Source organism: Bradyrhizobium sp. Unk1 (assembly GCF_059512345.1).
Genome location: NZ_JCAMOP010000001.1, coordinates 317,183 through 329,442 on the forward strand (window position 1 = coordinate 317,183; position 12,260 = coordinate 329,442).

The window sequence follows — 12,260 nt, forward strand, 5'->3', positions numbered from 1 at the left end:
CTTTGCTGCTCCATCAATCGGGTGTCGGGGAGAAACCGACATCATCGACGGTTTATGAGTGCGCGCCCTGGACTAGCCGGCGTAGGCCAGACGCAGCAGCTTGTGTTCGCTCCAGGCACGGTCTGCGAGAGTGACGCCAAATCACACGCTGATGTTGTGACTCTATTAATAGTTGTTATGGCACGTACATTCCCGTAACGCAGGGAGTGGCCGCAAATGGCGCCGAGCTTCTGTTGTATGCCGTCACGATCGCTCGGGAGGAGCGAGGCCAGACGACGAAATCATCTCCCTGCCCGTGTTCCGGCTGAGCCGGATTCTTATCGCAATTCTTCCATCATACCTGACGTCGTGCCGCGCCTGATCGCGTGAATCGATGGGCCTCCTGCGATTACTCCTGGCACTGGCCGTTGTCGGCGACCACGTGCTGCCGCCATTCCCCTGGCTTCGTCTCACCACGGGGATCATGGCGGTCGAAGTCTTCTTTGTTGTCTCCGGATTCTACATGCAGATGGTCCTGTCGCAGCGCTACGCGTCCGCAGGAGCATTCTATCTCAGTCGAGCCGTTCGAATTTTTCCGACATACTGGCTCGTGGCTGCGCTTGCTCTCGCGCTCTGGCCCGTGAATGATTTCCACCAGATTGCCAGCCTGGGGTGGCAGCCCGCCATTCTGGTGTTCGCATCCAGCATACTGATCTTTCTTCAGGACACCTTGCTGTTCCTCGGAGTGGATCGCGGCGAGCTGTTCTTTACCGCGAATTTCCACTCCACTGCCCCTCAACTGTCCTCGTACCTGGTTGTGCGCCCATCGTGGACGCTGGCATTGGAGCTGTATTTTTACCTGATGGCTCCGTTCCTGGCCCGGCTGAGCAGCTTCCGCCTGGGTGCGATCGCTCTCATGCTCACCGGAGCGAGACTTGCAGCGTATGGCGCCGGATTGGATCACGATCCCTGGTACTATCGCTTCTTTCCATTCGAGCTTCCCCTATTTGTGCTCGGAATGCTCAGCTTCCGATTGTTCAACCAGATCGAAATGCTTCCGTTCTCGAGATCCAGGGCCGTCGCGCTCGTCGCAATCGCCGGGTTGATCGTGCTCGGACAGCATTTTGTTCTGAACGTGCCGGAACAGTACGGCTTCGTTGCGGCTGCAATGGCCGCGGCGGTCGTTCCGGTAGCCTTCGCAGCCTTCAAGGACGTGAGCATCGATCGGTTTGTCGGCGATCTCTCATATCCGATCTATCTCGTGCATTTTCCGATCATTCAGTTTCTGAGCAACAATTATGCTGTCGTGGTCGCGACAAGCTTGTTGGTGTCTTGTTTTATCGTCGTCGGTCTTGAGAGGCCACTGGATCGCCTTCGCCATCGCCTCGCCGGCGAAAACCGGGCCAACAAGCAGCCCATACCAGCGATCACGGCCGAAGCGGCGTTTGAATTGGCCAACACAGCCGACCAGAAATCCTGATCCATCGCCCGGCGAAATCTAAAGCGCGGGCAAGCCGGGCGGCGGTTTACGCATGTTGGTGGCCTGCTCATAGGCGTAGGCCAGACGCAGCAGCTTGTGCTCACTCCAGGCACGGCCTGCGAAGGTGATGCCAAGCGGATAATCGGGCGTATCCTTGCCGTCGGCGCCCGAGATGAATCCTCCGGGCACCATGACGCTGGGATAGCCTGCCTTCGCGGCGATCACACAGCCATCGGCGCCGGGAAACAGCACCGCGTCGATCTTGTGCTGGTTCATGTAGGCATCCATGCCGCGCGTCTTGGCGGAGAGCAGGTCCATGGCCCGCGCCGATTTATACTCGCGCTCGCTGAGATCGCCTCTGGTCATGTTGGCGGCGAGAAACAGGTCCTGGCCGAACCGCAGCGCCGTCTCCGCATGAGCCTCGTTGAAGGCCACGATGTCGGCCATGGTTTTGATGTCGGTGTTGGTCGCCCAATCCTTCAGGTAAAGATTGAGATCGTGCTTCAGCTCGTAGAGGAAGACGATCGGCGGCGTCGCCAGATTACCCCGGTTGCGACTCAGAGGATTGCGGTTGAGCACGTTCATGTTCGTACCCGGCCCGCCGATCCAGCCGAGTGTCGGCATGTTGGCGCGCACGATGATCGCGCCAAGATCCTCTAGCACCTTGATGGCATCGGCCATCACCTTTGCCGACCTAGGCGGCAGCTTGCCGTAATAGCGATCGTTGAGCGGATCGCCGGGCTCGCTCGGCACGCCGATGCGTGCGCCCCTCATCGCGTCGTTGGTGAGATCGGCAGTGTAATCGGCCGGCCGCCGCTACCGCTCCGTCGCCGGGTCGAGCGGGTCCTGGGCAGCCAGCACGTTCAGCAGCATCGCCGCGTCGCGTACCGTACGCGTGATCGGTCCTGCAGTGTCCTGGCTGTGCGCGATCGGCACGATCCCGGCCCGGCTGACCAGTCCGACGGTCGGCTTCACGGTGACGAGGCCATTTTGGCTCGCGGGATACAGCAGCGAGCCCGACGTCTCGGTGCCGATCGAGGCTGCGCACAGGCCGGCCGCTACGGCGACGGCCGAGCCAGCGCTTGATCCGCCCGGTGGCACGACCGGAATGCCGCGATCATCGATCAGCGCCGGCGCATAGGGGTTCTTCACCTGACCGCCGAGCGAGGAATATCCCGCGGGCATGTCGGCCGCGAGAATGTTGGCGAACTCCGTCAGGTTCGCCTTGCCGAGGATCACCGCGCCGGCCTTTCGCAGCAGCTTGACGATTGTCGCGTCTCTCCTGGCGCGCGCGCCCTCCAGCGCCAGCGAGCCCGCCGTCGTCGGCTGCTCGTCGCCGGTCGCGATGTTGTCCTTCACCAGGATCGGGATGCCGGCCAGCGGCCGCTTGGCCGACGGTTTGGCGTCGTCGAACTTGCTCGCTATCGTGAGGCGCGTCGGGATTGATCGCGCGCACGGAGTTGAGCGCGGGCCCACCGCGATCGTACGCCTCGATGCGCGCGAGATAGGATTTGGTCAGCGACGCGGCAGTGACCTGCCCGCTGGCCAGCGCATGAGCGATATCGCTCATCGTCGCATTGTCGAGCTTCAGTGTGATCGGTGCGTCAGCGCTGACGACAGCCGCGGCGATGTCGGCATCGCGGCGGGATGGCTTCTTCATGGCGTGCCTCGCCTGACGGCGCGTCCCGAACCATGACGCCGCGATGGTTGTATATTGCCGGTGTTTTGCCCGACGGGTCAACCGCATCGCATGGCTACGCAAGCCATTGAGCGGGTCGCGCAAGCCATTGAAATGCTTAATCCCGGCTACTGTGCATGGGGTTGTTTTTCAGGTTTTTGTTTTGGGTCGCCTAAAAAATTTGACCTCTCCCCCGATGGGGAGAGGTCAACGTTGACGCGACGGGCTCGACTTGACGACGCGTCCCTACTCCCAGGACCAGGTCGAGAAGTCGTTCTCGAACTGCGGGACTTCCTTCCAGACGCCCTTCAGCTTCTTGCTGATGACAGTGGGCCATTGCGGCTGGAACAGGTAGGCGGAGACTGCATCGGTCGCCAGCATGCGCTGGGCGTCGCCGAGAAGTTTGGCGCGGCCGGCCTCATCCGGCGTCGACACGATCTGCTTGTAGAGCGCGTTGAACGCGTCGTTGTTGTAGCCGAGATAGTAGTCCGGCTCGGTGATCTTGACGAGGTCGAACGGCTCGACATGGCTGACGATGGTGAGGTCGAAATTGTGCGGGCCGTTGCCGGCGAACACCTGCGACAGCCACTGTGCCCATTCGACGTTCTCGATCTTGGCGACGATGCCGACCTTGGCAAGCTGGGCCGCGACAATCTCGCCGCCTTGCCGCGCATAGGGCGGCGGCGGCAGCTTCAGCGACAGCTCGAGCGGCGCGGTGACGCCGGCCTCGGCGAGCAGCTTCTTGGCCTTCTCGGGATCGTAGGGGTTGATGCCGGTGGTATCGACATAGCCGAGCGATCCCGGCGTGTAGAAGCTGCCGATCGGCGTGCCGAACCCCTCGACGGCACCGTCGATCAATGCCTTGCGGTCGATCGCAGCGAGAATGGCGCGGCGAACGCGGACGTCATCGAGCGGCTTCTTTCGCTCATTGATGGCGACAATGGTCTTGGCCTTGGAACCGCCAATCAGCACCGTGAAGCGCGGGTCGGCCTTGAATTGAGCAACGACGCGGGTCGCGATGCGCGGAAAGGCGTCCACGTCGCCCGAGAGTAGCGCCGCGGCCTGCGCTGCCGGATCGGAAATGAAGCGGATCGTCACCTTCGCAAGCTTGATCGCCGCGGCATTGCGATAGTCCGTCCATTTGTTCAGCGTGATCGAGGAGCCCTTGGCCCAGGCGCCGAGTTGGTAGGGCCCGGTCCCGACCGGCTGCGTCACATTGGTCGGCGCGCTCTTCGGCTCGACGATCGAGGCGCTCGCCTGCCCCAGCAGGAATGGCAGGTTCGGCTCGGAATTCTTCAGGGTGATCGCGACCGTGTCGGCGTCGGGCGTGGCAACGGACTCGAAGCCCTGGAACAGGCTCTTGTCCTTGTTGGTGCTGGTCGGCACTGCGTTGCGCTCGAACGAGAACTTCACCGCGGCGGAATCGAACGGCTCGCCATTGTGAAATTTGACGCCCTTGCGCAGCTTGAAGGTGTAGCTCTTCAGGTCGGGCGAAGCGGTCCAACTCTCCGCCAGCAGCGGCGAAGCGGTGCCGTCCTCGTTGATCTTGGTCAGGGTCTCATAGATGTTGTAGAGCGTGACCTCGGCGATCGCGGCGGCTGCGGCGTTGGTGGGATCGAGCCCCGGCGGCTCCAGCGTCATGCCCATGACGACGCTGTCCTTCTTGCTCTGCGCCAGCACCGGCAGCGGTGCTGCGACAAGCGCAGCGGCAAATGCGACGATCGATAATTTCTTGAGCATGCGTAACTCCCCGGCCTTCTCTTGTCTCAGCCTACGCCAATTCCATGGGAACACTAAACCTCCATGGCCGCGTGCGGCAATGCCATCACCGCCTCCGCCTTGTGGCAGGCGGCGAGATGGGCTTCGCCGACCTTGCGTAGCTCAGGCAGGGCCTGGCGGCAATGCTGGTCGGCAAGCGAACAGCGCGCGACATAGGGACATCCGCTCGCCGCCGCCGATTGCGAGGCGATCGCCTGGGCCCCGCGCCGCCGCCGGCCCCCGCCGGCGCGCGCCCGCGGCACGGCATCCAATAGCGCCCGCGTATAGGGATGGGCACAGCGCTCGAACAGGTCCTCCGGCCTGCCCTGCTCGACGATCCGGCCGAGATACATCACCGCGACCTCGTCGCAGAGATAGTCGACCACGGCGAGGTCGTGGCTGATCAGGATGTAGCTCAGGCCGAACTGCTCCTGGAGGTCCTGCATCAAATTGAGCACCTGCGCCTGAACGGAGACGTCGAGCGCCGAAACGGGCTCGTCGGCGACGATGAGCTTCGGCTGGGTGATCAGCGCGCGCGCGATCGCGATGCGCTGGCGCTGGCCGCCCGAAAATTCGTGCGGATATTTGTCCATGTCGGCGTCGCGCAGGCCGACCTGGCGCAGCACGGTGGCGACACGTTCGCGGAACGTGGTGCGGTCGGCGTCGTCTAATACGGTCAGCGGCTCGGCGACGATGCGCGCGACGGTCTGGCGCGGATCGAGCGAACCGTAGGGATCCTGGAACACCATCTGGAAATCGCGGCGCGCGCGACGCAGCTCGTCGGCCGAGATGTGGTTGAGATCGCGCCCGAGCAGCGCGACCTGCCCCGATGTCGGCCGCTCCAGCGCCATCACCACCCGCGCGAAGGTCGACTTGCCCGAACCGGACTCGCCGACGATACCGAGGCTCTTGCCGGCATCGACCCGCACGCTGACGCCGTTGAGCGCGCGCACCTGGCCCGGCGGGCGGAACAGGCTTTCACGCGGCAGCGTGTAGCGCTGCTCGAGATTCTTGACGTCGAGAAGCGGCGCTGCGGTCATGCGGGCAGCGCTCCGACATTCGCGGCCATGGAGACATCGGTGCGCACACAGCGCACCCCGTGACCGGGACCGACTTCGACCAGCGCCAGCAGCGCCACGCGGCACTTGTCCTCGACCAGCGGACAGCGATCGCCGAACGTGCAGCCGGCAGGCAAGTCCGCAAGCTCGGGCACCGTGCCCGAGATCGTCGTCAGCCGCGTCCCCTTGCGCGCGCCGAGCTTCGGCCGGGCGCGGAACAGGCCCTGCGTATAGGGATGGCCCATCCGGCGGAACACCTCGTCGGTCGGCCCGCTCTCGACGACCGTGCCGCCATACATCACCATCATGCGTTGCACGTTCTCGGCGATGACGCCGAGATCGTGCGAGATCAGGATCATCGACATGCCGCGCTCCTCGACGAGATCGGCGATGAGGTCGAGGATCTGGCCCTGGATGGTGACATCGAGCGCCGTGGTCGGCTCGTCCGCGATCAGCAGGTCGGGCTCGCAGGCGAGCGCCATCGCGATGGTGACGCGCTGGCGCTGACCGCCGGAGAACTGATGCGGATAGGCGTCGATCCGCCTTGCGGGATCGGGCAATCCGACGCGGTCGAGCAAGGCGATCGCTTCTTTGCGCGCCTGTGCCGCCGAATATTTCTTGTGACGCCGCAGCGGCTCGGCAACCTGATGGCCGATCGTGTGCATCGGGTTGAGCGCCGTCATCGGCTCCTGGAAGATCATGCTGATGCGGTTGCCGCGCAGCTTGCAATAATCCGCATCCGACAGACCGGCGAGCTCGCTGCCATCAAGCCTGATGCTGCCGGTCACGACAGCACTGTCCGGCAAGAGGCCCATCAGCGACAGCGCCGTCACCGACTTGCCGCAGCCGGATTCGCCGACGAGACCCAGCGTCTCGCCGCGCTTGAGGGTGAAGCTGACGCCGCGCACGGCCTGTGCCGGTCCGCGGCTGGTGTTGAGGCGCACGCCGAGATTGGCGACCTCGATCAGCGGCAGGGTTGAGCGCTCCCCCATCGTCATCGCTCCCGCGCCAGTCGCGGATCGAGCAGATCGCGCAGTCCGTCGCCGAGCAGATTGAGCCCGAGCACGGCGATGGCGATCGCCGCACCCGGATAGACCGCAAGCATCGGCGACTGGAACAGCAGCGTCTGCGCATCGTTCAGCATGCGGCCCCAGGACGGCTGCGGCGGCTGCGTGCCGAGACCGAGATAGGACAGCGCGGCTTCGGCAAGGATCGCGAGCGCGAACTGGATGGTGACTTGCACGATCAGGATCGACAGGATGTTGGGCAGCACATGCTCGATGGTGATGCGGAATTTGCCCTTGCCCGAGGCGCGCGCCGCCAGCACGAATTCGCGCGCCCAGATCGCGTTGGCCGAGCCGCGTGTCAGCCGGGTCAGCGTCGGGATCTGGAAAATGCCGATCGCGATGATCGAGGTCACCATGCCCGGCCCGACGACCGCGGCGAGCATGATCGCGGAGAGCACCGCCGGAAAGGCGAAGGTGAAATCGGAGAAACGCATGATGATCTCTTCGGTCCAGCCGCGCTTGGCCGACGCGACCAGGCCGAGGCAGACACCGAAGGTGAGACCGATGCTCACGGCGATGATGCCGACCAGAATGGTCGAGCGCGCGCCGGCGAGCAGCAGCGAGACGATGTCGCGGCCGAAGGAATCGGTGCCGAGCCAGTGTGCCGCCGACGGCGGCCGGAGCTTCGAGGCGATGTCGATCTCGTAGGGCGACCACGGCGTCCACACCAGCGACAACAGCGCCGAGGCGAGGACCAGCAGGCTCAGCGCGCCGCCGAGCACAAAGCTGCGGTGACGCAGCGCGCGGGCCCAGAAGGTGCGGGCCGGCAGCGGACGCGTTACGATCGGGGCGTCGACCGAAGTGGTCAGTGGTGCGCTCACAAATCCTGGACCTTGATGCGGGGATCGATGAAGGCGTAGAGCACGTCGACCACGAAATTCACGATGACGACCATGGCCGCCAGCAGCATCACGCAATTGCGCACCACGATCAGGTCGCGGTTGGCGATCGACTGGAAGATCAGGCGGCCGAGGCCCGGCAGGTAGAACACGTTCTCGATCACGATGGTGCCGGCGAGCAAATTGGCGAATTGCAGCCCCATCACCGTCATTACGGGGATCATGGCGTTGCGCAGCACATGGCTCCACAGCACCTCGCGCTTGCCGAGACCCTTCGCGCGCGCGGTGCGGACAAAGTCTTCTCGCAGCACTTCGAGCACAGCCGAGCGCGTGACGCGCGCAAGGATCGCGGCCTGCACCACCGCGAGCGAGACCGCCGGCAGCAGCAGCGACTTGATGCCGAGCCAGATGCCATCCTCCCAGCCGGGAAAGCCGCCCGCCGAGAGCCATTGCAGCCGCACCGAGAACAGGAGGACAAGGAGGATCGCGAACCAGAAGTTCGGCAGCGCGATGCCCACCTGCGTCAACGACATCACGCCGACGTCGCCGAGCTTGTTGTGGTTGGCCGCGGTGTAGATGCCGGCCGAGAGCGCCAGCGTCACCGTGATCAGCATCGACATGATCGCGAGCGGGATAGTCAGCACCAGCCGCTCCGCGATCAGGCTCGCGACCGGCGTGCCATAGACATAGCTGTTGCCGAGATCGCCGACGAGGAGGCCCTTGATCCATTGCAGATAGCGAACCGCCAGCGGCTGATCCAGCCCCAGCTTGACGGTGAGCGCGCGCACCGCGTCGGCCGAGGCATCGGCGCCCATCAGCATCTGCGCCGCGTTGCCCGGAAGAGCGTCCAGCACCAGGAAAATGATCACGGATGCGCCGACCAGCGTCGCCAGCAAGGTCAACAGACGTCGAAGAAAGAATACGCTCATGCGCGCTCGGCTTCAGGGCTCATCCGCCGCACGATCAACATGTCCGGGCGCCGGAGGCAAGTCCTTTGCGGCATGTGCCTCACCTCAGCCGGGCCGGCGGGACAGAAGATCGTGCGAGGCCTCGAACAGCGCGCTCACGCGCAGCAATTCGGCATCGGCACGAAAGCGCCCGACGAGCTGAAGCCCGATCGGCAGGCCGTCGCGGCCGAAGCCGCAGGGAAGACTGATCGCGGGGTGCCCGGTCATGTTGAACGGCATGGTCCAGGGGAACCAGTGCGGCCGGACGCTGTCGAAGTGCTTGCCGTCGATCTCGATGGTGCCGAACAGGTCCTGGTCGATCGGCAGCGCGGTGCGGGTGAGGGTCGGCATCGCCAAAAGATGCCCGCGCGCAAGCAGGGATTGCACGCGGCGGAACAGCGCGGTGCGCGCGAACATCGCCTCCTGATAGGCGACGCCGCTGACATTGGTCGCGAGCGCGACCTGCTTGACGAAGGCCTCGCTGAGGACGTCGCCATGCTCGGCCACCAGCTTGGCGAAACGCGTGCGCCAGACGGTGTGGTTGATGGCACGCCAGATCGGCTCGATGTCAAAGCCCTCGCCGGAGAACTCCTCGAGCTCGGCACCGAAACCGGCCAGCCGCTCGAGGCTCGCCTTGAAGCTGGCCGCGACATCTGACGACACCGGGCGGCCGGGCGGCGACGCACAGAATAGGATCTTTTGCCCGCGCAGATCGCCGCGCGGCGCGGCGGTGCCGATGAAATCGGGCACGGGCACGCCGATCGACCATGGATCGCATGAGTCCTCGCCGGCCATCGCCTGCATCATCAGCGCGGTATCGGCGACGGTGCGCGTGGTCGGCGTGACATAGGTCTGGTTGCCGAAGGCGTCGAGCGCCTGGCTGTGCGCTATCACGCCGTTGCTCTGCTTCAGCCCGACCACGCCATTGCAGGCGGCCGGAATCCGCGTCGAGCCACCGCCATCGGTCGCAATCGCCAGCGGCGCGATGCCGCTCGCCACCGCCACCGCCGCGCCGCCGCTGGAGCCGCCGGAGGAGCGCCGCGCGTCCCACGCATTGCGGGTGCGGCCGAACAAGGGCGAGTCGGTCAGGCATTTGCTGCCAAATTCGGGGGTCGTGGTCTTGCCGATCAGGATCGCGCCTTCCGCGCGGAGCTTTGCGACCGCGACAGCATCCTCGCTCGGCACATTGTCCTTGTAGGGAACGGCGCCGAACGTGGTCTTCACGCCCCCAGTGTTGACGATGTCCTTGACGGTGACGGGAAGGCCATGCAGCAGGCCGAGCGGATCGCCCGCCATCACCTTGCGCTCGGCCGCGCGGGCCGCCGCCATCGCCTCGTCGCCGCAGAGCGTGATGAAACAGTTCAGCTCGGGCTGAAGCGCCTCGGCTCGCGCGAGCACGGCGTGGGTGACTTCGACAGGCGAAATCTTCTTCGTGGCAATGAGGCCGCGCAGTTCGGTTGCAGATAGCAGGCAGGGATCGCCGTTCATCGTCACATCACGCTCCGAAGCCGGCCCCCGTTGGCCCAGCCATTGCATTGACATCGAGAATGACAGTTTTGTTAACTCGCCGTCCAATACGTTTTTGGACGCCAACCCATACGTTTTCGGTATGCCAATGGATCTTCGCCGGCTCCGTTACTTCGTCGCCGTGGCCGAGGCGCGCAGCGTCGGCAAGGCCGCCGAACGGCTGCGGATGGCACAGCCTCCCCTCTCCGTCCAGATCCGCAAGCTTGAAGCCGAGGTCGGCGCGCCGCTGTTCCGCCGCGGCACGCGCGGCATGGACCTGACGGAAGCGGGCCAGGCCCTGCTGGTGCGCGCCGGCGAAGCACTGGCGCTGGCCGCCGACGGCATCGAAGCCGCGCGCGCGGTCGCGGCCGGGAGCCGCGGGCGGATTTCCGTCGGATACATGTTCGTGCTGGCGAACGCCATGCTGCCGCGCCTGATCCCCGAGCTGCGGCGATCCATTCCCGGCGTCGACCTCGACTTCGCCGAGCTCAGCGCCTCGACGCGCGAGGCGCGGCTGCTCGACCGCAGCGTCACCGTCGCGCTGTGCATGCCGGCGATCCACCATCCCGAGATCCAGGTGGCGCGGATCGGCGCGCAGCCGTTCATGCTGGCGATGCCGAATCGCTCACCGCTTGCGCGCCTAAGCGCCGTGCCGATGGCGCGACTCCAGGGCCGCCCGCTGATCGCGCTGCCGCCGCCGGAGCAAGACCCTGCCTCCTCCGCGGTCGCAGCCTTGCTGCGGCGGCATCAGATCGTGATGCCGATCGCGAGCCGGGTGGAGACGGTCCATTCGGCGATGAGCCTCGTCCTCGCCGGTGAAGGGCTTGCGATCCTGCCGGCCTGCGCGAAGCTCGGCGCGCCGCAGGGCATCGTGTTCCGGCCGCTGCGGGAGGCGAGCGACTCCATCGATATCGCGGTGTGCTGGCGGCGGGATTCGCAAAGCCCGCTGATCCGCACCTTCCTCAAATGCGCCGAGAAGGTGGTGGCACGGCTTTGATGCGGAGCCGCGCTAGACGCCCCACGTGACTTCATGGCTCCAGGGCGGATCGGCGCCCGGGCGGGTACAGGTCAGGCCGGCGCAGTTGGCGGCAAAGGACAGCGCGCGGCGAAGCTCGTCCGTGCCGATGTCTTTCAGCTGCTGCCGGCCGATGCGGCCCTGCTTGTGCAGGGCGAACAGCAGCGCCGCCTGAAAGCTGTCGCCGGCCCCAATGGTGTCGGCGATCTCGACCTTCGGTGCCGGCACTTCGATCTGCCCTGCTCCCGCGTGCCAGGCGATGGCGCCATGGTTGCCGCGGGTGATGACGATGAGGCTCGTGCCCTGCCCCAGCAACGCGTTCGCGCGTTGCTGATATGGCTCCTCGCCGAAGAGATACGCGAAGTCGACATCCGACATCTTGATGAGATCGGCGGTCCTTGCGAACTCCGTCATGCGCGCGAGATAGGCGGGCTTGTCCTTGACCAGATTGGGCCTGCAGTTCGGATCAAAGGAGATCGTCGACGTCGCGCGCGCGTCCGCGATCAGGGCTTTCGTCTCGGCCGCGCCCTGGTCGTTCACCAGCGTGGTCGATCCGACATGGATGGCCTCGACCGTCGCGAACGGAATTGTGCCACGCCGGTAGGTCCAGTTCCGTGTCGCGGTCTCCGCGTCATAGAACGCATAATGCGACTCGCCCGCCACGATGCGCACGAAGGCGAGCGTGGTCTGGTGATCGCCGCGGGTGGCCAGCCCCAACTCGACGTTCGACGCGGCGGCGTGATCGGCGATCATACGCCCGAACATGTCGGTCGAGATACCACCGACGAAGCCGGTCGGCGCGCCGAGCCGCGCCATGCCGATCGCGACGTTGAGGCAGGAGCCGCCGACCGCAGGCATCACCGCCTCGCGCCCCTCGGTGTTTTGCGTCGGGACGAAATCGATCAGCGCATCGCCGCAGGCAATCAACATCCG

Annotated in this window: 9 protein-coding genes and 1 pseudogene; 2 read left to right on the forward strand and 8 right to left on the reverse strand. The window is 65.2% G+C overall.

The annotated features are described in order from the left end of the window. Nucleotides 1-373: 373 nt before the first annotated feature. Nucleotides 374-1,459, forward strand: a complete 1,086-nt coding sequence (locus AC5ZFO_RS01305) for an acyltransferase family protein (RefSeq protein ID WP_496121119.1) — start codon at nt 374-376, stop codon at nt 1,457-1,459. 18 nt (nt 1,460-1,477) lie between these two features. On the opposite strand, the pseudogene AC5ZFO_RS01310 reads toward AC5ZFO_RS01305, so the two are convergent. The 7 genes and pseudogenes from AC5ZFO_RS01310 to AC5ZFO_RS01340 form a co-directional block, all read right to left on the reverse strand. Beyond that, nucleotides 1,478-2,935 (reverse strand): annotated as a pseudogene (locus AC5ZFO_RS01310) (amidase family protein). Between the two features lie 448 nt (nt 2,936-3,383). Continuing rightward, a complete protein-coding gene (locus AC5ZFO_RS01315; RefSeq protein WP_282518637.1) occupies nt 3,384-4,877 on the reverse strand; it encodes an ABC transporter substrate-binding protein in 1,494 nt (497 codons plus the stop codon). A gap of 53 nt (nt 4,878-4,930) precedes the next feature. Then, the gene (locus AC5ZFO_RS01320) at nt 4,931-5,935 is read right to left on the reverse strand and encodes an ABC transporter ATP-binding protein (protein WP_282518638.1); all 1,005 of its coding nucleotides are present in this window, start codon (nt 5,933-5,935) and stop codon (nt 4,931-4,933) included. Beyond that, nucleotides 5,932-6,945 carry an ABC transporter ATP-binding protein gene (locus AC5ZFO_RS01325; protein WP_282518639.1) on the reverse strand — a complete coding sequence of 338 codons (1,014 nt, stop codon included), beginning with the start codon at nt 6,943-6,945 and terminating at the stop codon, nt 5,932-5,934. The genes AC5ZFO_RS01320 and AC5ZFO_RS01325 overlap by 4 nt, the downstream gene beginning before the upstream one ends. 2 nt (nt 6,946-6,947) lie before the next feature. Next, nucleotides 6,948-7,841, reverse strand: a complete 894-nt coding sequence (locus tag AC5ZFO_RS01330; RefSeq protein WP_282518640.1) for an ABC transporter permease — start codon at nt 7,839-7,841, stop codon at nt 6,948-6,950. After that, entirely contained in the window at nt 7,838-8,788 is a 951-nt protein-coding gene (locus AC5ZFO_RS01335) for an ABC transporter permease (protein ID WP_282518641.1), read from the reverse strand. The genes AC5ZFO_RS01330 and AC5ZFO_RS01335 overlap by 4 nt, the downstream gene beginning before the upstream one ends. 84 nt (nt 8,789-8,872) lie before the next feature. Beyond that, nucleotides 8,873-10,294, reverse strand: a complete 1,422-nt coding sequence (locus tag AC5ZFO_RS01340; protein ID WP_282518961.1) for an amidase — start codon at nt 10,292-10,294, stop codon at nt 8,873-8,875. A gap of 127 nt (nt 10,295-10,421) precedes the next feature. On the opposite strand from AC5ZFO_RS01340, the gene AC5ZFO_RS01345 reads away from it, so the two are divergent. Next, nucleotides 10,422-11,309, forward strand: a complete 888-nt coding sequence (locus AC5ZFO_RS01345; protein ID WP_282518642.1) for a LysR family transcriptional regulator — start codon at nt 10,422-10,424, stop codon at nt 11,307-11,309. 12 nt (nt 11,310-11,321) lie between these two features. Here the strand turns inward: AC5ZFO_RS01345 and AC5ZFO_RS01350 are convergent, their stop codons facing one another. Then, nucleotides 11,322-12,257, reverse strand: coding sequence for a carbohydrate kinase family protein (locus tag AC5ZFO_RS01350; protein WP_282518643.1), 936 nt, complete (start codon nt 12,255-12,257; stop codon nt 11,322-11,324). Nucleotides 12,258-12,260 lie beyond the last annotated feature (3 nt).

Bases quoted from the DNA above. Each gene is read 5' to 3' on its own strand.
- AC5ZFO_RS01305 (WP_496121119.1), top strand. From the start codon at position 374: ATGGGCCTCCTGCGATTACTCCTGGCACTGGCCGTTGTCGGCGACCAC.
- AC5ZFO_RS01315 (WP_282518637.1), bottom strand. From the start codon at position 4,877: ATGCTCAAGAAATTATCGATCGTCGCATTTGCCGCTGCGCTTGTCGCA.
- AC5ZFO_RS01320 (WP_282518638.1), bottom strand. From the start codon at position 5,935: ATGACCGCAGCGCCGCTTCTCGACGTCAAGAATCTCGAGCAGCGCTAC.
- AC5ZFO_RS01325 (WP_282518639.1), bottom strand. From the start codon at position 6,945: ATGGGGGAGCGCTCAACCCTGCCGCTGATCGAGGTCGCCAATCTCGGC.
- AC5ZFO_RS01335 (WP_282518641.1), bottom strand. From the start codon at position 8,788: ATGAGCGTATTCTTTCTTCGACGTCTGTTGACCTTGCTGGCGACGCTG.
- AC5ZFO_RS01340 (WP_282518961.1), bottom strand. From the start codon at position 10,294: ATGAACGGCGATCCCTGCCTGCTATCTGCAACCGAACTGCGCGGCCTC.
- AC5ZFO_RS01345 (WP_282518642.1), top strand. From the start codon at position 10,422: ATGGATCTTCGCCGGCTCCGTTACTTCGTCGCCGTGGCCGAGGCGCGC.
- AC5ZFO_RS01350 (WP_282518643.1), bottom strand. From the start codon at position 12,257: ATGTTGATTGCCTGCGGCGATGCGCTGATCGATTTCGTCCCGACGCAA.